Annotated in this window: 19 protein-coding genes; 7 read left to right on the forward strand and 12 right to left on the reverse strand. The window is 55.3% G+C overall.

What is annotated here, in order from left to right; genetic code table 11:
• Positions 1–57: 57 nt before the first annotated feature.
• Entirely contained in the window at positions 58–1,089 is a 1,032-nt protein-coding gene (gene dapD / locus ACXADJ_RS03305) for a 2,3,4,5-tetrahydropyridine-2,6-dicarboxylate N-succinyltransferase (protein WP_475063053.1), read from the reverse strand.
• 69 nt (positions 1,090–1,158) lie between these two features.
• Positions 1,159–1,506: an ArsC family reductase gene (locus ACXADJ_RS03310; RefSeq protein WP_475063055.1), complete on the reverse strand. Its 348-nt coding sequence runs from the start codon at positions 1,504–1,506 to the stop codon at positions 1,159–1,161.
• Between the two features lie 248 nt (positions 1,507–1,754).
• On the opposite strand from ACXADJ_RS03310, the gene ACXADJ_RS03315 reads away from it, so the two are divergent.
• The gene (locus ACXADJ_RS03315; protein WP_475063057.1) at positions 1,755–3,752 is read left to right on the forward strand and encodes a methyl-accepting chemotaxis protein; all 1,998 of its coding nucleotides are present in this window, start codon (positions 1,755–1,757) and stop codon (positions 3,750–3,752) included.
• Positions 3,753–3,770: 18 nt separating this feature from the next.
• Here ACXADJ_RS03315 and ACXADJ_RS03320 read toward each other — a convergent pair whose 3' ends face one another.
• The 8 genes from ACXADJ_RS03320 to sufB form a co-directional block, all read right to left on the reverse strand.
• Positions 3,771–4,457, reverse strand: coding sequence for an alpha/beta hydrolase (locus tag ACXADJ_RS03320; RefSeq protein ID WP_475063059.1), 687 nt, complete (start codon positions 4,455–4,457; stop codon positions 3,771–3,773).
• 80 nt (positions 4,458–4,537) lie between these two features.
• Positions 4,538–5,053: a putative Fe-S cluster assembly protein SufT gene (gene sufT / locus ACXADJ_RS03325; RefSeq protein WP_475063063.1), complete on the reverse strand. Its 516-nt coding sequence runs from the start codon at positions 5,051–5,053 to the stop codon at positions 4,538–4,540.
• 25 nt (positions 5,054–5,078) lie between these two features.
• Positions 5,079–5,348 carry a hypothetical protein gene (locus ACXADJ_RS03330; protein ID WP_028294429.1) on the reverse strand — a complete coding sequence of 90 codons (270 nt, stop codon included), beginning with the start codon at positions 5,346–5,348 and terminating at the stop codon, positions 5,079–5,081.
• A gap of 128 nt (positions 5,349–5,476) precedes the next feature.
• Complete coding sequence (locus tag ACXADJ_RS03335; RefSeq protein WP_475063065.1) at positions 5,477–5,836, reverse strand: HesB/IscA family protein; 360 nt, start codon at positions 5,834–5,836, stop codon at positions 5,477–5,479.
• A gap of 98 nt (positions 5,837–5,934) precedes the next feature.
• Positions 5,935–7,179 (reverse strand): aminotransferase class V-fold PLP-dependent enzyme, encoded by a 1,245-nt coding sequence (locus ACXADJ_RS03340; RefSeq protein ID WP_475063070.1) that lies wholly within the window; start codon positions 7,177–7,179, stop codon positions 5,935–5,937.
• Positions 7,179–8,507 (reverse strand): Fe-S cluster assembly protein SufD, encoded by a 1,329-nt coding sequence (sufD, locus tag ACXADJ_RS03345; RefSeq protein ID WP_475063074.1) that lies wholly within the window; start codon positions 8,505–8,507, stop codon positions 7,179–7,181. Before sufD ends, ACXADJ_RS03340 begins: the two co-directional genes overlap by 1 nt.
• Positions 8,508–8,509: 2 nt before the next feature.
• Positions 8,510–9,259 carry a Fe-S cluster assembly ATPase SufC gene (sufC, locus tag ACXADJ_RS03350; RefSeq protein WP_028294425.1) on the reverse strand — a complete coding sequence of 250 codons (750 nt, stop codon included), beginning with the start codon at positions 9,257–9,259 and terminating at the stop codon, positions 8,510–8,512.
• Between the two features lie 177 nt (positions 9,260–9,436).
• Positions 9,437–10,876: a Fe-S cluster assembly protein SufB gene (gene sufB / locus ACXADJ_RS03355; protein ID WP_475068112.1), complete on the reverse strand. Its 1,440-nt coding sequence runs from the start codon at positions 10,874–10,876 to the stop codon at positions 9,437–9,439.
• Between the two features lie 284 nt (positions 10,877–11,160).
• On the opposite strand from sufB, the gene ACXADJ_RS03360 reads away from it, so the two are divergent.
• The 5 genes from ACXADJ_RS03360 (at position 11,161) to ACXADJ_RS03380 (ending at position 15,584) form a co-directional block, all read left to right on the forward strand.
• Entirely contained in the window at positions 11,161–11,628 is a 468-nt protein-coding gene (locus ACXADJ_RS03360) for an SUF system Fe-S cluster assembly regulator (protein ID WP_036536742.1), read from the forward strand.
• A 147-nt stretch (positions 11,629–11,775) separates the two neighbouring features.
• Complete coding sequence (locus tag ACXADJ_RS03365) at positions 11,776–13,128, forward strand: TonB family protein (protein ID WP_475063080.1); 1,353 nt, start codon at positions 11,776–11,778, stop codon at positions 13,126–13,128.
• Between the two features lie 140 nt (positions 13,129–13,268).
• The gene (locus tag ACXADJ_RS03370) at positions 13,269–13,883 is read left to right on the forward strand and encodes a hypothetical protein (RefSeq protein WP_475063082.1); all 615 of its coding nucleotides are present in this window, start codon (positions 13,269–13,271) and stop codon (positions 13,881–13,883) included.
• A 51-nt stretch (positions 13,884–13,934) separates the two neighbouring features.
• A complete protein-coding gene (tcdA, locus tag ACXADJ_RS03375; RefSeq protein ID WP_475063084.1) occupies positions 13,935–14,744 on the forward strand; it encodes a tRNA cyclic N6-threonylcarbamoyladenosine(37) synthase TcdA in 810 nt (269 codons plus the stop codon).
• A gap of 138 nt (positions 14,745–14,882) precedes the next feature.
• Complete coding sequence (locus tag ACXADJ_RS03380; RefSeq protein ID WP_475063086.1) at positions 14,883–15,584, forward strand: glutathione peroxidase; 702 nt, start codon at positions 14,883–14,885, stop codon at positions 15,582–15,584.
• A 311-nt stretch (positions 15,585–15,895) separates the two neighbouring features.
• Here the strand turns inward: ACXADJ_RS03380 and ACXADJ_RS03385 are convergent, their stop codons facing one another.
• Both ACXADJ_RS03385 and ACXADJ_RS03390 read right to left on the reverse strand, forming a co-directional pair.
• Positions 15,896–17,833 carry a phytase gene (locus ACXADJ_RS03385; protein ID WP_475063088.1) on the reverse strand — a complete coding sequence of 646 codons (1,938 nt, stop codon included), beginning with the start codon at positions 17,831–17,833 and terminating at the stop codon, positions 15,896–15,898.
• Between the two features lie 71 nt (positions 17,834–17,904).
• Positions 17,905–20,679, reverse strand: a complete 2,775-nt coding sequence (locus ACXADJ_RS03390; protein WP_475063090.1) for a TonB-dependent receptor — start codon at positions 20,677–20,679, stop codon at positions 17,905–17,907.
• A gap of 419 nt (positions 20,680–21,098) precedes the next feature.
• Between ACXADJ_RS03390 and ACXADJ_RS03395 the strand changes: the two genes are divergently transcribed.
• Positions 21,099–22,013 carry a GGDEF domain-containing protein gene (locus ACXADJ_RS03395; RefSeq protein ID WP_475063092.1) on the forward strand — a complete coding sequence of 305 codons (915 nt, stop codon included), beginning with the start codon at positions 21,099–21,101 and terminating at the stop codon, positions 22,011–22,013.
• Position 22,014: the final 1 nt, after the last annotated feature.

Below are 22,014 nucleotides of genomic sequence, written 5' to 3' on the forward strand. Positions count from 1 at the left end.
GCGCTTTTTTGTTGGCTGTTGCCAGCGACGGGGGTTCCTGTCGCTGGCAGGCAGGCCTTAGTTGTTGGCGTGCAGCTCTTCGTTCAGTTCGATGGCGGACTTGTTGGTCACGCACTGAACGGCGCCGCTGATGGAGTCACGACGGAACAGAAGGTCGGATTTACCTGCCAGGTCACGGCCCTTGACGGTTTCAACCAGGTTCTTGGCATCGTCCAGTACCTGAATCTTGGTACCGGCAGTGATGTACAGACCGGCTTCAACCGTGCAACGGTCACCCAGTGGGATACCAATACCGGCGTTGGCGCCGATCAGGCAGCTTTCGCCCACGGAGATGATGATGTTACCGCCACCGGACAGGGTGCCCATGGTGGAACAACCGCCGCCCAGGTCGGAACCGTTACCAACCACAACACCGGCAGAGATACGGCCTTCAACCATGGAAACGCCTTCAGTACCGGCGTTAAAGTTAACGAAACCTTCGTGCATGATGGTGGTGCCTTCACCAATGTAAGCACCCAGACGTACACGGGAAGTGTCGGCGATACGAACGCCAGCCGGTACCACGTAGTCGGTCATGCGTGGGAATTTGTCGACGCTGTTAACAGACAGCAGTTCGCCGCTCAGACGGGCTTCCAGCTGTGCTGCAGCCAGTTCAGACAGGTCTACCGCACCCTTGTTCGTCCAGGCAACGTTTGGCAGCAGGCCGAACATACCGGCCAGGTTCAGGCCGTGTGGCTTGACCAGACGGTGAGACAGCAGGTGCAGCTTCAGGTACACCTCTGGGGTGGTCACAGACTGCTCGTCAGTGGCCAGTACGGTCACAACAACTGGCTTGTCGCTGTCGGTGCAAGCACGGGCAATGGCAGCTTGCTGGGCGTCAGTGGCTTCAATCGCGTCTGCAAAAGCGTTCAGTTCACCGCCGTCAGCTTCCAGTGCTTCGTTGCCGCCTTCGTAGCCCAGAGCCGCTTTGGCTGCTTCAATCAGTTCGGCAGTCGGGTTCAGCAGTGGCTTGGAGTAGAACACTTCCAGCCAGTCACCGTTGGCGTTTTTGGTACCGACACCAATGGCCAGTGCAAATGCATTGCTCATGTAACAATCCTCAATATCAGCTGCCCTGGGGCAGAGTCTTTATAAAAACGTGTTCGCTTGTTGCTGTGATTAGTTGGCAAACAAGCTGGAATATTCGTCGGCCTTGAAGCCCAGTACCTTTTCCGCACCGGTGTCCAGCAACGGACGCTTGATGATGGACGGGTTATCCAGCATCACCTGACGGGCGTTGGTAGTATTCATGTTGTCTTTCAGGTCATCAGCCAGCTTGCGCCAGGTCGTACCGCGCTTGTTGATCAGCGCTTCCCAACCCAGCTCGTCGAGCCACTGGTCAACCAGGACTTCTGGCAAACCGTCTTTTTTGTAGTCGTGAAATTGGTAGTCAACGCCTGCGTCATCCAGCCATTTGCGGGCTTTCTTGATGGTGTCGCAGTTCTTGATGCCGTACATGGTGGTCATTGCTGATCCCGCTGCCGAAATTTCAAAGCGCGAAGGATAGCAAACGAGCGAAGCGAGTTCAGTACCCGAGTGGCTGCGTCAGGAAATTGATAGCCCACACCTATCACGGAGTCATGAATCTGGCGGTGCAGGCCGACAAAGTTTGCCATTCCGCTGGCTAACCGGCGGCATCACAGACAGTGGCTGCAATCTGACCAGTCTGGTCTAGGCTGAAAGACATCTTGATATGAAGTCCTGGGAGTCGGGATATGAGAGCAATCAGCAACCTCAAGGTGAAAACCAAGCTGATGTTGATGACCTTGCTGCCGCTGGCGGCACTGTTGTTCTTCCTGTTTGACGAGTTGTCCTTGCGGTTACACACCCAACAGCAGATGCACGACATTACGGTGCTGGTGAAAGTGGCCCGTCAGAATGGCCTGTTGGCCCACGAGCTGCAAAAAGAACGTGGCATGTCGGCCGGTTATCTGGGCAGCAAGGGCACCGCCTTTGCCGACAAGTTGCCGCAGCAGCGAGGCCTTGGTGATGGCCAGATTCAGCAATGGCAAGGGCTGCTGACGACGCTTGATACCACCGGTTATCCGCTCGTCAATCAGGCACTTGAGCGTGTTCGTAGCGACCTTGCCCAGTTGGCAGCGATTCGTAATCAGGTCACCAGCCAGCAAATTGTATTGGCAGATACCCTCAAGTTCTACACCAGCACAATTCGCGAATTGCTTGCTATTTCGGCGTTGGCGTCGCGCTATACCTCCGATGGTGAGATATCACGCGATTTGCAGGCCTACTACAACTTCTTGCAGGGGAAGGAACGGGCCGGTATTGAACGTGCTGTGCTCAGCAATGCTTTTGGCGCCGACCGGTTTGCCAAAGGCTTGTACCCGCGTTTTATTCGTCTGGAAACCGAGCAGGCGGCCTTCCTGAATACCTTTGAAGCGTTTTCCACGGAGCAGAGCCTGGCTGGTTACCGGGCTTTCCGCAGCAGTAAGGAAGAACAGGCGGTGACGGAGTACCGTGCCATTGCTCATGAAAAAGCGGACAGCGGTGGTTTTGGCCAGCAAGCAACGGCGTGGTTTGCCGCTTCGACAGCGCGTATTAACTTATTGAAGGGCATTGAAGACAGCCTGGAGACAGACTTGCTGGCAGCAGCAGAGGCCAAACACAATGCCGCTCAGGCGGGTGTGTGGGGAACTTTGCTGTTGGGGGTGGTGACCTTGGTTGTAACGTTGTCGGTCACCTGGATGGTGTCGATGGTGCTGTATCAGCAGATTGATGCCTTGTCTCGCAACATTCATTCGGTCACTGATCGCCTCGACCTTACGATCAGGCTGCCGGTGTTGGCCAACGATGAACTGGGTAAGGTGTGCCAGGCCATGAACGAATTGCTGGTCAAAATGGAAACCACGGTTGGGCAGTTTCTTAACAACACCACCGAGATGAATCTGATCGCAATGCAAAATCAGATGACCATTTCATTGAGTGTGAAAGGCATGAAAGCCCAGCAGGACGAGACGGCTTCGGCGTCGACGGCGGTGAATGAACTGGAGCAGGCGACTCAGGAAATTGCTTCCAGCATTCAGACGGTGGCCGACCGGGCAGAAGAAGCCAACAAGATTGCCAGTGAAGGTGGTGATGTGGTGGCACGCAGCCTCAAGAACATCAACTCTCTTAACGGCAGCATGACCCAGGCCGCGGCGGTGATTCAGGATTTGCACAAATCCAGTGACGCCATCGGCGGAGTGCTGGAAGTGATCAAAAACATTGCTGAACAAACCAACCTGCTGGCATTGAACGCTGCAATTGAGGCCGCTCGTGCCGGTGAACAAGGTAGAGGCTTTGCTGTGGTGGCGGACGAAGTGCGGGCGCTGGCGCAGAAAACCCAGGAGTCTACGGAGGAAATCAGCCGCATTGTTGGCAAGTTCCAGCAAGATTCCCAGCGTGCTTTCACGGCGGTGGAAGAGTCACAAGCGTCGGCTGCTGAAACCGTCGAACTGGCGGACACTTTGTCGACCGAACTGGGCCGTATTCAGACCTCGGTGCGTAGCATTCAGGATATGACGGATCAGGTGGCCTCTGCAGCGGAAGAGCAGGTGGCTACCAACCGGGAGCTGACCAAAGGGGTGGTGAGTATTCACAAACTGTCGGAGTCCACCGCGGCAACGGGTAACTTCATGAGTAAAACCAGTGTACAGCAGCGTCAGTTGGCGGAGCGCCTGCTGCAAGCTGCGCAGCAGTTCCGAATTTTTAAATAACGTCGGATAACACCCGGCTCAGGCTGGGTGCATCTGTTGTAGCAGGAAGGTACAGAGATCGTTTATTTCGGCCACACACACCTCGTGTTGCATCGGGTAGCTGTGCCACTGTGGCACGCTGCCATGCTGGCTCATTCGCGCTTTTGCTTCTTCGCCCAGACTGATGGGCACAACCCCGTCCCGACTGCCATGGCCAATAAATATCGCCAGCGCCTGATTGACTGGTTGAAAGACCATGGGCTCATCGGCTTGGCCTAGCGGCATGTAGGTACTGAGTGCCGCCATACCACCCAGCGGCTGTTCAATGTCTGAGGCCGTCTGCCACGCCACCGCACCACCTTGGGAAAAGCCGACCAGAAAAATGTTCTGGCTCGGTACACCATCGGCGATTTGCTGCTGAATCAGGTTACTAATGCGCTCTACCGACTGGTTCAGGCTGTTGGGCTCTACCAGTCGACGCGGGTTGGCCGAGAGGATGTCGTACCACGAACGCATCGACTCGCCAGCGGCAAAGGTGACGGGCTGAACCGGCGCGTGGGGGAACAAAAAGCGGGTGCTGCTGAGATCCATCTGGCGGGCCATGTGTTGGGCCACGGCAATAAAGTCGTAACCGTCAGCGCCGAGTCCGTGCATCCAGATAATGCAGTGAGTAGCGGCGTGTTGTGGTTCCAGAATTACCTGATCCTGTGTTTCCTGCATCTGCATCAGTGGTTTCCTGTAAGCGGTGGGGATACAAAAACGGCAGTCTGAGACTGCCGTTTTTGTTCGGGTTTGAAAGCGGACGATCAGAAGAACAAGCCAGCTTCCAGCTGGGCTTCTTCGGTCATCATGTCGCGGTGCCACGGTGGATCGAACACCAGCTCAACTTCTACGTTTTCAACATTGGGAACCTTGGCAACGCGGTATTTCACGTCGGACACCAGTACTGGCCCCATGCCACAAGTTGGAGCGGTCAGGGTCATGCGAATGGTGACATTGCCAGCGTTGATATCAATGCCGTACACCAGGCCAAGATCAAGCAGGTTGATTGGAATTTCCGGGTCGAAAATCGTTCGCAGCGCTTGTTCAACCTGTTCTCTGCGAACCACGCCGTCGTCGTGTTGCTCGAACACAATTTCTTCGGATTCCAATCCCAGTGCAGCAGCATCGGTGCCGTCAACGCGCAGCATATTGCCATTAACGGTGACTGTGTAGTTACCGCCCAGTGCCTGGTTAATGGTGACAAACACGCCCGGCTGAATAACCGTCGGTACACCGGATGGAACCTGTCGTGCAGGGCATTCTGCCTGCGAAACGACCATGCGTTTTTCCATGATTCACTTCTGTCTAGTGCTTGCGTTTGAATCGGTTAAAGTAATCCAGCAGCTCGTGGTAATCGAGGTCTGGATGGCTGACCCATTCGCTGATCTTGTTGAATTTATCGAGGCCGGAATCGCCGAACGCGGCCAGTGTCGGGTGGAAGGTTTCCAGCCATACCTGAAACTCCAGCGCGATACACACATCCGGGCGCTTCAACAGCCCGAAGTGGTCCTTGATAAAGTCCATGTAATACAGGTGGACGACCCGATCCCGAATCTGCTCCAGCGAATCAGCCATGCCAGACTCCGTGCCAACAAGGGCGACAAAAGAAAAGTTGGCTCGATTATGCCACTGCTGTGGTCGCTCGCCAGAGACAGAGCTCAAGTTGCTTTACGAACTGTTTGATTCATAAAGCGGTGTAATCATCACACCGAGAAAGACTCTCCGCAGCCGCACAGGTCTTTGGCATTGGGGTTGTTGAACTTGATGGTGCTGTTCAACCCTTCCTTGCTGAAGTCGATTTCCGTGCCACGCACATAGGCTTTGGCATCGGCGGCAATGTACAGGGTGACGTCATCCGCTACCTGAATGGCCTGGTCGCCTGCGGCAGGCTTCTCTACGAACTCAACTTCGTATTTGAAACCCGAACAGCCGCTTTTCTTCACGGCCAGGCGAACGCCTTGCTTGTCGGCATTTTTGGCCAACAGCTTGCGAACGTGAGCAATGGCGGCATCAGTCATGGTGACGTCGGCAGCAGCATTGGGATCGTAGGTTTCGATACTCATTTTCAGTGTCCTCACTGTCACGCCAGAGGTCGGAAGTCAGACGTCGGACGCGTTACGTGTTCGACCAGCTTCAGACGTCAGACCTCAGACGTCCAGTATCAAAGTAAGAAAGTCTTCGCTTTTTCAAGGCCGTGGAACAAGGCCTCTACTTCAGCCTCGGTGTTGTAAAACGCCATCGAAGCTCGAGCCGTGCCCGGAATACCCAGACGGGCCATCAGCGGTTGGGCACAGTGGTGGCCAGTACGAATGGCGATGCCTTGCTGATCCAACAGCGCGCCAACATCCGCCGGGTGTGTGCCTTCCAGCAAGAAGCTGAATACCGAGGCTTTCTTGCGGGCTTCGCCAACAATGCGAATGCCGCCCAGCTCGGCCGCCATCTCGTGGGCTTTCTTGATCAGAACATCTTCCTGCGCGGCCAGAATCTTGCGATCCAGACTGTTCAGGTATTCGATGGCAGCGCCCAGAGCAATGGCTCCGGCGATATTCGGTGTGCCGGCTTCGAATTTGTACGGCAGTTGATTCCAGGTGGTGCCATCGAACGAGCAACGGTCGATCATTTCGCCGCCGCCACGGTAAGGAGGCATGTCGTTCAGCAGTTCTTCCTTGCCGTACAGCACGCCCATACCGGTCGGACCAAACAGCTTATGGGAAGAAAAGGCGTAGAAATCGCAGTCCAGACGCAGTACGTCAACGTCGAAGTGGGATACGCCCTGAGCGCCATCGACCATCACCACGGATTCATTGATGCGTGCCATGCGCACGATGTCGTGAATCGGGTTGATCGAACCCAGCGAGTTGGACACATGGGCAATGGAGATCAGTTTGACCCGTGGTTCCATCAGCTCGGCGAAGCCGTTCAGATCCAGTTCACCGTTGTCCAGTACCGGGATCGGTACGACTTCGGCGCCTTTCTCTTCGGCCAGAATCTGCCACGGCACGATGTTGGAGTGGTGTTCCATTTCGGACACCAGAATGCGGTCGCCCGGGCCAATGTTCTTACGACCCCAGGTAGAGGCCACCAGGTTGATGCCTTCGGTAGTGCCACTGGTCCAGATGATTTCTTCCGGCTTCAGTGCGCCAATGAAGTTCTGCACGGTACGACGTGCTGCTTCAAACTGTTCAGTGGCCTTGTCGCTGAGGTAGTGAGCACCACGATGTACGTTGGAGTTGACGGTTTTGTAGAACGTCGACTCACACTCAATCACCGCATTCGGCTTGTGCGTCGTCGCACCGTTATCCATGTAGATCAGCGGCTTGCCATGCACCTGCTGGTGCAGGGCAGGGAAGTCCTGACGTACTTTTTCGATGTAGGCCTGACGTTCTGCAGCGGCAATCGTACTCATCACAGGTCTCCGGTTTGTTCGGCCGAGAACAGTTGCTCACGACCAAAACGCTGAGCCAGTACCGGGCGCAACCAGTCGCCGATGGCTTCCAGCTTGAGGTTGTCGATCAGCTCGTTGATAAAACCGAAGCTCAACATCACCTGAGCATCAGCGGCACTGATGCCACGGCTTTGCAGGTAGAAGCGGGCCTTTTCATCTTGCTGGGCAACGGTGGCACCGTGGGCGCACTGCACGTCGTCGGCGTAGATTTCCAGTTCCGGCTTGGTGTTGATCTCAGCTTTGTTAGTCAGCAACAGGTTCTTGTTGCTTAGCTCAGCCAGGGTTTTCTGGGCATCCTGATGGATATGAATGCGGCCGTTGAACACTGCCTTGGCTTCGTCGTTGATGATGCCGCGGAACACTTCGTTACTGGTGCAGTGGGCAACCTTGTGCTCAATGCAGGTATGGAAGTCGACCAGCTGCTTGCCCTGTGGCACATAGATGCCGGCGATTTCAGCGTGGGAGCCACCAACGTTATGGTTGATCACCATGTCGTTACGGGTCAGCACCGAGCCCAATCCCAGATGGAAGGCGTCGTAGTTGGCATCGCGTTGCAAATCAATGCGGGTAGTGCCCACGAAGCTTGCTGCGTTGGCCATCATGTTCAGACGGTAGTGGTTGAAGCGGGCATTGTCGCCCACACGCACGTCGGTCTGGTTGTTGGTGAAGCTGTTGTCGGCGTCGTCGGACAGCGAGGCAAACTGCTCGATCAGGGTCATCTCGGCACTGGTGCCCAGATCAACCAGAACCCGGCTGTTAACCGAGTAGGCCGCGTCAGCACCGGTGTTCAAAGAGACAATGTGCAGCGGCTTGTCCAGACGGCTGTTTTTGGCAATCTGAACCAGTACGCCGTTTTGCAGGGCGGCGTCGTTCAGATCGTTGAACAGATGCTGGTTTGGCTGTTGGCGGGCAGCGCTCAGGCGCTCGGCAATGATCGCTTGCTGCTCGGCGTTGGCATCAGCAAACAGGGTCACCTGCTCCAGTGCCAGCGCATTGGACAGCTCAAGGTTGATCTGACCGTTGATGATCACCAGCTTGCTGGCATCCAGATTCTGGATGCTGATGTGCGCTTGCAGTTGCTCGGCACCAGCAATCGCCGCCGGTTGTGCGGCATCGAAGCCCTGGTCGCCCAGTGTTTTCAGCGAGCAGTATTTCCACGCTTCCACCTTGCGGGTTGGCCATTGGGTATCGGCAAACGCGGATTTACCGGCTTGCTGAACATCGGCCAACCAGTTCAGTGGTTGGGCTTGCTCCAGAGCGGCCAGTTGTTGGGTTTGAAATACACTCATGATTACGCCTCGCCGTTTTCCAGCCAGCCGTAGCCTTTTTCTTCCAGCTCCAGTGCCAGTTCCTTACCACCAGATTTGACGATCTTGCCGTCAGCCAGTACGTGAACGTAGTCCGGCACAATGTAGTCCAGCAGACGCTGATAGTGGGTTACAACAATGAACGAACGGTTTTCATCGCGCATGGCGTTCACACCGTTGGCCACGACTTGCAGGGCGTCGATGTCCAGACCGGAGTCGGTTTCATCCAGAATGCACAGCTGAGGTTCCAGCAGCATCATCTGCATCAGTTCGTTACGCTTTTTCTCACCGCCGGAGAAGCCTTCGTTAACACCACGCTTGAGGAAGCTCTGGTCGAGGTTAACGGCTTTGACTTTTTCACGAGCCAGCTTGAGGAAGTTAACGCTGTCGAGCGCATCCTTGCCCTGGTGTTCGCGCACGGCGTCTACTGAAGCCTTGAGGAATTCGAGGTTGGAAACACCCGGAATTTCAACCGGGTACTGGAATGCCAGGAACAGACCTTCGCGGGCACGTTCTTCGGTTTCCAGCTCCAGCAGTTCCTTGCCATTCATCACGGCGGAACCGTCAGTCACTTCGTAACCTTCACGACCGGCCAATACATTGCCCAGAGTACTTTTACCAGCACCGTTAGGGCCCATGATGGCGTGAACTTCGCCCGGCTTGATGTCCAGGTTCAGGCCTTTGAGGATGGGCTTGTCTTCAACAGATGCGTGCAGGTTTTTAATGCTGATCATGGTTGTATCTCGTTTAGTCTGGCGCCCGGTGTCTGGCGTCGGGCGCTTTCGTTTAATTCTGGTCGGACGTCTGAAATCGGACGCCTGACGCTAATTTTGTCGGACGTCGGATGCTGGACGTCGGATGCTATTCGTTGCTTGCCTCAGACGTCAGACCTCTGACATCAGACCAATCCGTTAGCCAACAGAGCCTTCGAGGCTGATTTCCAGCAACTTGCCGGCCTCTACCGCAAATTCCATCGGCAGTTCCTTGAACACCTCTTTACAGAAACCATTCACGATCATGGAAACGGCTTTCTCGGTGTCGATACCGCGCTGGCGGCACAGGAACAGCTGGTCATCGCTGACGGTGGAAGTGGTGGCTTCGTGCTCGATCACAGCAGACGGGTGCTTGCTTTCGATGTACGGGAAGGTGTGGGCACCACATTTGTCGCCAATCAGCAGCGAGTCGCATTGGGTGAAGTTACGGGCGCCTTCGGCACCGGAGTTCATTTTCACCAGACCGCGGTAGGCGTTTTGGCTCTTACCGGCAGAGATGCCTTTGGAGATGATGGTTGAGCGGGTGTTCTTGCCCAGGTGAATCATCTTGGTGCCGGTATCAGCCTGCTGGAAGTTGTTGGTCAGCGCAACGGAGTAGAACTCACCCACAGAGTTGTCGCCTTTCAGAATACAGCTTGGGTATTTCCAGGTCACGGCGGAGCCGGTTTCTACTTGGGTCCAGCTGACCTTGGCGTTGGTGTGGGCAATCGCACGCTTGGTTACGAAGTTGTAGATACCACCTTTGCCTTCTTCATCGCCCGGGTACCAGTTCTGCACGGTGCTGTATTTGATTTCAGCATCGTCCATGGCAACCAGCTCAACCACCGCGGCGTGCAACTGGTTTTCGTCGCGCATGGGTGCGGTACAGCCTTCCAGGTAGGACACGTGGGAGCCTTCGTCGGCAACAATCAGGGTACGTTCAAACTGGCCGGTCTTGGCTTCGTTGATACGGAAGTAGGTGCTCAGCTCCATTGGGCAGCGCACGCCTTTCGGGATGTACACGAACGAACCGTCAGAGAACACGGCGGAGTTCAGTGCCGAGTAGAAGTTGTCGCGCTGCGGTACCACGGAACCGAGGTACTTTTTAACCAGCTCTGGATGCTTGTGCACGGCTTCAGAGATTGGCATGAAGATAACGCCCGCTTCTTCCAGCTTGTCGCGGAAGGTGGTGGCAACCGAAACCGAGTCGAATACGGCATCCACCGCCACACCGGCAAGCGCCATTTGCTCGTGCAGTGGGATACCCAGTTTTTCGTAGGTTTCCAGCAGTTTCGGGTCGACTTCGTCGAGGGACTTTGGACCGTCAGCCATGCTCTTTGGTGCAGAGTAGTAAGACAGCGCCTGGAAGTCCGGCTTTTCGTATTCAACGTGTGCCCATTCCGGCTCTTCCATTTGCAACCAGGCGTTGTATGCCTTCAGGCGCCATTCGGTCAGCCACTCAGGTTCGCCCTTTTTGGCGGAAATAAAACGGATCACGTCTTCGTTCAGACCCGGTGGCAGGGTTTCCGATTCAATCTCACTGATAAAACCGGCCGCATATTCCTTGCGGATTCGCTGATGAATTTCCTGGTTCGGCATGTCGGCCGCGGCTGGGTTAACTACATCATTCATGGCGCTTTCTCTTGGTTGGGCGTCCTACTGTTGTGCACGACAGCAGGTTGGCGAAGCCGGATTGTTCGGCCAATTCCGTCGATTGGACGAACGACTTCAACGTCTGATCAAATTTTCCAAGCATTTTACTCAAGTACTCGCCTGATTACCACAAATGATACTAATTTGGTATTCTTTCCGGGTGATTGACTTTTCCAATGTTCAATCCAGCCTGCATCCCGCTTGGGGTGCGGACTTTTGTGAGAATGAGAATGAAAATCAGCAAGTTGACAGACTATGGAATTCTGGTGCTTAACCAGCTCGCCCGAACCGGCGTAACCTTGCAAAGTACGGAAGAAATTGCCGCTGCTACGGCCTTGCCGTTGCCAACCGCTCGTAAGGTAATGCGAACTTTGGTGGATTCCGGTTTGGTGTTGGCCAAGCGAGGATCAAGAGGGGGTTATCGCTTGTCCCGTAGCCCGGCCCGAATTCCGTTATTGAGCATTGTCGAAGCCTTTGAAGGTAAGGTGAACCTGACTGAGTGCAGTGATGAGACAGTGCGTTGTGATATTCAGGACCAGTGTTCGCTGGCCGGGAACTGGGGCGGCATCAATTTTGTGGTAAAAACCGTGCTGGCGGGGATCAGCCTCAACGACATCCGTAACCCGCAATCGCTGTCGAAAATGATGGCCAGCTTTCAGCCCAGTAACGAGCAGATTCAATTGGTCAGTATTGACTAAGCGGGAATGGGGCTCTTGAGGGTTTTCATTAGGTGTGACGCGGACCGTGAAGGGATCAAAACCGGATTTATGTCTGGCGACCTTGAATACAATTTTCTGTAACGTCAGTTGGTTATGGTTTAAGGCTGATCAAAGAAGTGGTTAGCCATGAAAACAGTAACAGCGATTTTTACCTTTGTATTTTCTATCTTTCTGACCTGTAGCTGTGTCGCCGTATCGGCTCTGGAGCTACAGGGGGTGTCGACCTACCAGCGCCTGAATAACGACATGTATATCGCCGCTGTCTACACGGACAACCGTTCAGCGGATACATGGCTATCGGACCTGCATCCCTTGCGGATGGACATGATCATTGTGGCAGAGGAGCTGTCTCCCCGACGATTCTATCGGCTTTGGAATGAAGGCCTGGCCATTAATCTGACTGAGGCTGAAATGAACGCCCGTGTTGCTCAGGTCACTGGTTTTATGCGGTTGCTTAAGGCTGATCTTGTAAAAGGAGATCGAGTCAGTATCGTGAATAACGGCAGCGATACTCGTATTTCTATCAATGGTGTGCTGCTGCAAACCGTGGATGACCCCGGCTTTGCCAAAGCGCTGCTCACCGCATGGGTTGGCAAATACCCTCGAACCCAGCAATTTAAACAGGACTTGATAGCTATGCAGGCGTCGGAACGCTCTGCCCGGGCAACTGAGCTAGCCATGCTGGTACCGGCCGAGGGGCGAGTGGCGGTAATCGAACAGTGGCGCAAGCCGAAAGCCAACGCTGCAGAAATGAACAAGGCCGTTGCCGTCGCTCAGACTCCTGCTGCGGTGGAGGTCGCAGGCAATACAGCGAGTGCGGAAGAATCTAATTTGATCTTGCCTGCCAATGAAATCTTAATTGACTCCAGTACTGCTGGAAACGCAGGAGATATCGCGGCTGTCAGTGTCAATAACAGTGACAGTAATAGTAATCGTGAGACTGACGTTGCAAGCACCACAGCCAACAGTGGTTTGACAACCGCTGATTCAGTAGCGGTCGACGTCACAGAGCAAGGCACAGAGGCTACAGAAGCTACAGAGGCTACAGACTTTGGTTCTGCAGAATCCCATACAGATATCAGTGCTGTTGGAAGTGAGCAGGCTGTTAAGTCATCACTGAATCAGCAGGAGGAAGCTGAGCCGGCCGCAGAACGACTCCTGGCTGTACAGATTGCCCAGCAGCAGGCTGAAGCTGCTTATTATCGAGGCATGTTGATGCAGGCCAATGCACTGGCGAAGTACCCTAAAAGAGCTCTGCAGCGTGGCTTGGAGGGGAGCCCGAAGGTAATCGTAGTGCTTGATCGCTCCGGCAACATCATTCAAGCGGATATCTCTGACCCCTCCGGGCATAAGATGTTGGATCACGCTGCGCTACATGCGGCCCGTAAGGCTGCTCCTTATGCTGAGATACCGGCGCTGTTGGAGGGTGACGAGTTTGAATTTGATATTCCTTTTCGTTTTGTGATGAATGTCCGTTAACTGAACGGACACCCTGCTATGTTGGTGATGTAGGACAATCCTACCTCGTGTACTCTGGTGCATTGTTCTTACATCCTAAGAGTCACACCAGCCAGGGAATAGTGGCATTGTTGTTAACCCAAGTATTAGCAGGTAGCAGTATGAAAACTTGGTCAGTCATTTGTCTGTTGTTTGCCCTTGTCTCTTCACCTGCGTTCGCCGTCAATGAACGCTCCTACGGCTCTTTCGAGCTGCTGGGAAAACCCTGGTTTATCGTGTCCATGAGCGATGCGTCGTCTTCTGGTTTGTCTCTGCGTGACGGCTTCCGACTGGAGTTCAAAGTCGTCGAAGAAGAGATCGCCCCTCGTCGTTTTCAAAGCCTGTGGCTGGATGCCCTGACATCTTCTGGTGCCAACGTGAATCTGCAAGCGCATTCAGAAGATCTGCAAGTGTTCTTCGACGCCATTCGTGGGCCGCTGCTGGAAGGCGATTATCTGGCTCTGGAAGCGCAGGGCGATACCACGGTGATGACCATTAACCATTACGAACATGCTCGTTTGGACGGTAACTTCCTGTCCATGTTCGTTGCCTCCCTGACAGACCGCATTGCACCAGTGCCAGTATTGCGTAATGGTCTGCTGAATGAGATTCCATCTGATGACCGCCAGTCGCTGGAACGTCGCTTTATGCAGCAGGACGTTTCACTCAGTCGCGTTAGTCAAACCGCTCGTTGGTTGCGCTACGACCATGGCGGCGCTCGCCTGTCTTCTCTCTGATAACTCTTGATATACTGCGCCTTTTGATCGACACAGATTCAAGAGGTAGCAGTGACTCCCGGATACATTGATCGCTTTGGCGGTATTGGCAGACTCTATGGCGTGCAGGGACTTGAGCGCATTGCTGCGGCGCACGTGTGTGTGGTTGGCATTGGTGGCGTAGGGACCTGGGTTGCCGAGGCGCTGGCTCGTTCCGGTATTGGCGCGCTGACGCTGATCGACCTTGATGATGTGTGTGTCACCAACACCAATCGCCAGATCCATGCGATGACCGGCACTGTGGGCAAGATGAAAGTGGCGGCCATGAAAGAGCGGGTGCTGGCCATTAATCCGGACTGCGACGTTACCGTGGTCGAGTCGTTTCTGACCGCGTCCAATCAGGAAGCCTTGTTGGCCCCTGAAGGCAATCACGGCCATTTTGATTACGTCGTGGATTGCATCGACAGCGTTAAAAACAAGGCAGCGCTGATTGCGTTCTGCAAACGCCGTAAGATCCGCATCGTCACCACCGGCGCTGCGGGTGGCCAGACCGATCCCAGTCAGATTCAGGTGGGCGATCTAAACAAAACCACCAACGACCCGTTGGCGCGTAAGGTTCGCTCGCTGTTGCGTCGTGAATACGGCTTTTCACGCAACCCCAGCCGTAACTATTCTATTCCATGCGTCTACTCAACCGAGCAGCTGCAATACCCGCAGCCGGACGGTTCGGTATGCCAGACCAAGTCGTTTGACGGCGATTCCACCCGACTGGATTGTTCCTCTGGCTTTGGTTCCGCCACCATGGTTACAGGCACCTTTGGGTTTGTCGCTGCCGCGCGGGTGATCAAGCGCATTGCGGAAGGGGCGGGCAAGAAGGGTTAGCTGGGGCTCTGAATAACTCGGTGTTCGCTCTGGTTTAGAGGTTGTGCCCGACAATTTCATCTTCGCCTGTGAAAGCGCTTTACTCCGGCCTGGAATCGCCGGATGATGTATAGGCTTTGTACAGGTTTGGAGGTTTCCATGAAATACGCTCGTCGGGTACAGCATGCGCGTCAGGCTCGCGTTTCATCTGCATCATCCAACAGGGCTGAAAGCCGTGTGATGGTTGCGCCGCAAGAAAACATTTCCCCGCAATACAACTCCCAGCAACATGGCGGCTTACGCTCGGGTTGGCTGCTCGCGGCCGTTGTCATGGTGGCCTTGTGGCTATTCGCTGCGACGACTCAGGCCGGTGAAAACGCAGACGCCAATTGGCCAGCCGACTGCCCGGCCATTTACCACCAGAACATGAAGCAACTGCACAGCAGTAAGGTGCTGAACCTGTGTGACGTATCCCAAGGCAAGCCAGTGCTGTTGATTAACACGGCCAGCCATTGTGGTTTCACCAAGCAGTTTGGTGATTTGCAGGCTATCCACGATAAATACAAGGATCAGGGTTTGGTGGTGGTTGGAGTTGCCTCCAACAGCTTTAATCAGGAAGCCAAAACCGAAGAAGAAGCCGCTCGTATTTGTCGCAAGAACTTTGGGGTGACCTTCACCATGCTGGCCCCAGTGCCGGTTAAAGGCGACGACGTTCACCCGCTGTTTAAAGAGTTGGCCGCCCAGTCTGTGCGACCTAAATGGAATTTTTATAAATACCTGCTGAATGCCGATGGTCAGGTGGTTGAGTCCTGGTCGAGCATGAGTGTGCCGGACGACGACGATCTGCGTCAGGTGCTGTAATTCCTTTCTTGCAGGCATAAAAAAGCCGGGACTTTCCCGGCGAATGCTTCGATGAAGAAGAACATCAGAGTTGCGAGCATGGAGGGCCTCGCACCTTCAAGTTAGCAACCCATGCGTGACTTTGATGTGTCGTTTGGCAATGCGTTCTTCAGTCGGCCTGAATTGTTCATTTCTTGTTCAGGTTGGTTGGCTGTCCTCAAGCTTTTACTGCTTGATGGAATAACGGGGCAAATTTGCCCCGTGTGCTTATCCTCTTCTCTCTTTCTCGTTTCTCGATTTTGCTTTCCGGCGTGTTCTGTCTCGGGGCCGCTTTAGTGTGTCAGCAGGGCACGAATGTCTCGCCAGTCGACGTATTTGAAGTTCTGGTGCTGTTCCGGCAGCAGGTTGCGGCCGTCCTGTACCACTAACAGCCCTTGCGGGTATTGGTCGCCTAGGTTAGCTGAGGTGACGGTCAAACCATCGGTTTCAGAGGCGCCGTCGATGCCTTTGCTGGCGTTCAGGCCAACGCGGAAACGACCAACGTAGGCGAACGGTGCTTCGGCTTCGTATACCACGTAGCTGTCGTTGCCCTGGCTCGACACCACCAGATAGTTGGCATCTTCGGTTTGGTAGATGTCCATGCCTTCGATGTCGGCAACCAGTTTATCTCCCAGCGTCGCTACTTCGGTCATGCGGGTGCTGGCGGCAGGTTCGGCACCCAATGTCCATACTGCGCGGTTTTCCTCACCCAAAAACAGACGGCCAGCGCGGTCGTCGGCAACACAGCCTTCCGGTTGGCTGGCAACGGCAAACTGCCGTACCCGCTTGCCGTGCCAGCCGTCCTGGCTGTCGAGGATCTGGTATTGCTCAAACTCGCCGTTTTCGCTGTTGATAAAAGCAAACATCTGGTTGCGGCTGTTTTTGTACATGCAGAGGCCGTACACGCTCTCCAGTGTGGTCGCAATTTCCCCGGCGGTGCTGACCACGCCGGTGTCCGGGTTGATGGCAAACAGCGAGATTGACTTGTGGTCCCGGTGACTGGCAGTGGCAATGTCCATTGGCTGGCCGCGCAGGGTGAAGTGCTGGCGCACATCGACGTTGTTTACCCGGCCTACTGGCAGCTGTTGCACTTGCTTGCCGTCCAGGTCGTAAACGTTCAAAGCGTGTTTTTTGTTGGTTCCCAATACCAGGCTGGCAGCAGGGTTGTGTGGGTTAACCCAAATGGCCGGGTCATCGGCGGCATCGCCAGCGGTGCTGACCGGATCGGTTTCGGCCGTCGCAGCAATGGTTGCGATGCGATCACTGACATTGATGGCAGGCTGCGATGGCAAGCGCAGGCTCAGCAATTGTTCGCTGTGTTTGTCGAACACACCGGCCTGACCGGACAGTGGCGAAATCAGCAGGGTGTCGATGGCAACTGCAGCGCCGTTGGCGGCCAGCGTATCGACACCAAGGTATTGGCCGTTATCGAGTTGGTACTGATGGATGCGATCACTTTCGGCTTCGGCAATCCACAGGCTGTTGCCTTGAATTGCCAGGGCACCAGCTTCTCCCTGAATGTGGCCAAACGGGCTGGCCATTTCCACCATGGTACGGCTTGGGTCACTTTCGGCACGGGCATTCATTTGCCATACGCCGACGGCTTGTTCGCTGATGTACAGGGTGTCGCGGTCGTCGTCGGCCACGCAATATTCAGCCCCGGGCGCGGTGGCAAACTGACGCAGCAGGGTGGTGTTCAATTGGGTGGTATGGGCATCGGCGCTGGCCGGGGTCAGCATCAGCTGCTGGCCGTTGGCGTTTTCGTCCAGCAGGAACACTTGCATGGCATCGCCTTGTGGTGCGTACAAACACAGTCCTTCCAGTGGTGTATTGATAACGCCGCCAACTGCATCCTGAACCCGCTGGTACTGGCCGCTCTGTTCGTTGCGCACAAAGGTGCTGAGGTGCAGGCGTTGGCTGTTGTCGACCGATACGGTCATCAGCTTGCCATCGACGATGCGGCTATCAAGGAATTCGCCATGCCATTTGTCTTGCCAAATGGTGGCCGCGCCGTTGGACTGCTGTCCCAGTTGCAGTTTGTGGTCCGGGCCAATCGACAGCCAGTGTTGCTCATTCAGCATCAGCAGGTGCTCGCCGCCTGCCAGTGTGGCTTTAGCTTGTATCGGGCTGGTAGCTGACGAGGTGGAGGTTTGTGGTGTAGCGGCGCAGCCAGCCATCAGCAGACTGGCACAGCTCAGGGTGGTTAGCAGTAACCGGTGGGAGTTGTTCATCATTGTCTCATTCTCGAACGGAGGTGGGTGATAAACCGGCTCGCAAGCGAGCCGGTCTGGGCTCGGCCAGATCAGAAGCTGGCGTAGCTCACACCCAGGGTGTAGGTGGTGCCGTAGGTTTCGTACTGGGCGTTGTACTGTTCGCTGCCCTGGTACATGTAGTACGGCTCGTCGGTCAGGTTGGCGGCCTTGAAGCGTACTTTCAGCTGCGGGTTGACCTTGTAGCTGGCGTTGAAATCCACCTGGGTCTGGGCGGCCTGACGAATGTCTTCGCTGCTGTCTTCGTAGTTGCCCACTTCGTCCAGGTAGGACGACTTGTAGTTGGCCGCCAGACGCAGGCTGATGCGGTCGTTTTCATAGCCGACCATCAGGTTGCCGGTGGTGTCAGACTGTTTTGGCAGATTGATGGTGCGCGTCAGGACGGTGCCGTCGTCGTCGGTGCTGATATCGGCCTTGGAATCCACAAAGGTGACGTTGGCACTCAGCAGCAAGCCATTGTATGGCGACGGCAGCATGTCGAATTTCTGCGAGTACGCCAGTTCCAGTCCCTTGACGGTGGCGGTGGTGCCGTTGCGGAAGGTGGTGGTTACCGTGTTGTCTTCGCCCGCCAGCGCGTTGTAGTAACTGTCGTTCTGGATGTCGGTTTCGTAGGAGAAGTTATCGATACTTTTATAGAACGCAAACGCAGACACCATGCCGGCGTTGCCCATAAAGTGCTCGATACCGAAGTCGAAGTTGCTGGATTCCAGCGCTTTCAGATTCGGGTTACCGACTTCCAGTTCGTCGCCGTCGATGGCGATGCTTGGGCGAATTTGCTCAAAGGTAGGGCGCACCACGGAGTTGGTCCAGGCGGCACGGAAGTTGGTGCTTTCATCCATTTCAATCTTGGCCAACAAGCCCGGCAGCACGTGGTTGTAGTCTTGCTTGAAGTGGGTGCGGGTAATGTTGACGTCGTCGGTTTCGTTGACTTCGTAGCCTTTGCTTTTCTGCTGGGTGCTCTCGTAGCGAACACCGGCGATCAGTTCGGCCAGATCGGTCTCTACCTTGGCCATCACGTAGGCGGCGTTGACGTCTTCTTCGATGGTGTAGTCTTCAACGTAGGAATCCACCAGGCCTTCTTCAACCGCATCGGCTTCTGCACCTGCGTCGGCGGCGAGGCTGTTCATCAGCGAACGCAGCTTGCCTTTGCTCAGTGATGGGCCATATGTATTTGAGGCATGGCTGCCAAGGCTATAGTCAACGTTGCCGTCAACGTAGTCCGACATCGACACACCGTCGGCGGAGTACTTGCGTACATCGACGTCCTGATGTTTTTTACGGTTCTTCAGCTTGCCGCCGAATTTGATCATGGCCGGGTAGTCCATGACGATGGTGTCACGGGTGATGTCGATGCTGGCAACGGTCACGTCATCTGTGCTGTGGCTTTTGACCCGTTCGATTTCGTCCAGCTCGAAGTTGGCGGCATCGTAGAGTTCGTCTCCGAACAGAATCGGTTTGCGTGAGCCGTTGTAACCAACGGCATCGACGCCAGCGGTAAACACTGCGCTGTCCATGGAGTCCGGTTCTTTTTCCTGCGCGCTCGACAGGCCGAGGTCGTATTCGACGGTCCAGTCGTTGATGTAGTGCTCGCCACCGAAGGTCACTGACTTGATGGTCTGGGTTTCGGTGCGGTCTTTCAGTTCGCGGGCAATCTCACCGGCACCGGTATCACCTGCCAGGCGGGCTTCGGTTTCTTCTTCGCTGTCGAGGAACGCGGCTACCAGGGCCTGACGTTGTTCTTCGTCGGTGAATTCGGAGTACAGGGTGCGCAGGTGAAAGGCGTTGTTGATGTCGTGCTCGTAGTCGAGGTTCAAGGCAGCGCCTTTGCGCTCACGATTGATGGTGTAGTCACGCATTTCCATTTCTTCGAGGCCATCGCCATCCCAGGCACCACCGGTTTCGGTGTTTTCGGAACCGAAATCACGGCTTTCGTAGCTGGCTGCCAGCGCAACGCCCAAACGACGTTCGCCACCCAACTCGAAGGTGTCGCCGCCAGCGAGGGACACTTTCGGGTTGTTGTCGCCGGTCAGATCAACGTGGTTGTACTCGGCGTCGGCGCTGTAGAACAGGCCTTCCCGGTCGAGGGCTGATACGCCTTCGACTTCAATCGCGCCGCCAATGGAGTTGGCGTCCATGTCGGGGGTGAGAGTTTTGGTGACGACCAGAGAGCTGATCAGGTTGGCTGGAATCACGTCCAGTGCGACGGAACGAGTACCGGCTTCCGGAGCTGGAATCTGGGTGCCATTGACCGAAACGGCGTTGTAATCCGCGCCCATACCACGAACCCGCACAAAGCGACCTTCGCCCTGATCGCGTTCAATGCTGAGGCCGGGAATACGTTGCAGCGCTTCGGCGGCGTTGGCATCCGGCAGTTCGCCGATGGCGTCGGCATTAACGGCTGACACAATGCCGTCGGAATAGCGTTGGCGATCCAGTGCACGCTGCATCTGCGCGGCCTGACCGTAAACCAGTACTTCGTCCACCACATCGTCGCCGTCGTTAACAATGATGCTTTCCGATGTGACCTGATTGTCGGCAACGGTGATCTTGCGGGTATCAATAACCTTGCCGCCCATTTTGACGATCAAGGTGTAGTCACCTGCCGGCACTTGCGGCATGCGGAAACGACCGCCTTGTTCGGCCAGCACTTCGCGCTTGCTTTCATCCAGGCGCACGACCGCGCCCTTGTATACGGTCTGGCTGGCGGCATCGACAATGCGGCCTTCAACAATGCCATCGGCGTGGGCCTGAGTGTGGGCAAGGGCCGCGGTCGCCAGTGCAATACTGACGGCCAGAGGTTTCATCATGAGTTTCACTGTTCGCTCTCCAGTAGGTCTTGCCACCGGCCGGTTCTTTGGCTGGCTCGTGTGGCGCTCTTTTATTTGTGAACCCGGCGCAAACTAGAAAGCCTGTGTGACAGTGCTGTGACGGTATTTTCAAGTAACAGACTTGGGACGGGGTTTGGTGGCGAAAAGCGGCGTTTGGCGCGGTGACTGAGGGCGCTGATGATCTCATTTGACCCCTACACCGTTGCCGGTCGTGCTGACGGCAAGATCACCTGAGTGCTCGGCAGGCCTTATGGCATCGGTGCTGCTGCCTCTGTCATAAAAAATTCATCGAAAATCGGCGGTTTTACATTGAGCTGATATGACCCCCGGCGGCTAAATGCGCGAACCGCATGCTTAAATGCAGCATCACTTAACGCGACTGGATTCAGGGCTGGATCATGTTTTCAACACTGGGATTGCACCGGCAAAAACTGCTGCTGATTTTTGGCCTGGCCTTTGGTGGGCTGATCGGCTTTGCGTCCGTCGGTACCGTTAAACCCTTGGCTGTTATTGACTGGATCGACGTCATTGGTGAGGGCGGTTCCGCGCTGGCGCTGGCGGTTTGGATGGTGCTGATTCTGGGCAGTCGCCCGGCGGGACGAGTCACCGATTTGCTGACCCTTGGGCTGGGTTTTATGTTTCTGGCCATGTGGCAGGACAACCTCGACGAATTCATTGAGGTACCTGCGGGCATTATGTGGGATCACTGGCTGGAATCCGGCGCCATGCCGATTGGTGTCGCCTTGCTGACGTACGGCCTGATTCACTGGCACAAGGAACAGCTGAAGATTAACCAGCAGTTACGCAAACGTGAGCAGCTGTTTCGCGAGCATCGGTTTATCGACAATCTGACCCAGCTGGGGCGGGTTGGTTACTTGAAGGAAGAGCTGCAAGGCTTGCTGGCGAGGCAGAACCATCAGCCAATGGTACTGCTGATGGTCGATATCGATCGTTTTGCCGAAGTGAACCGGCTGCACGGCCACCGGGAAGGGGATGCCTTGTTGCATGAAATGTCGGAGTTGCTGCTGCTGAATCTGCGTCAGCAGGATTTGATTTGCCGTTACGCCGCCGACCGCTTTGCGGTGCTGTTGCCTGATACTTCCATTGAACGGGCACGGCAAATATCCGCCGAGCTGGCGCTGGCAGTGTCTCACTTTGCCTATAAACACAAAGAAACCGGTGAAACCTTGTATCAGAGCATCAGTGTCGGTTTGGCGGCTTGGCAGCAGGACTCGCCGGAAGCCTTGATTCAACGGGCCAATCAGGCGTTGGAGCAAGCCAAGGCAGGTGATGGTCAGAGTGAGGTTGCCTGAT

It is taken from the genome of Oceanobacter sp. ABM4_470, assembly GCF_056158645.1.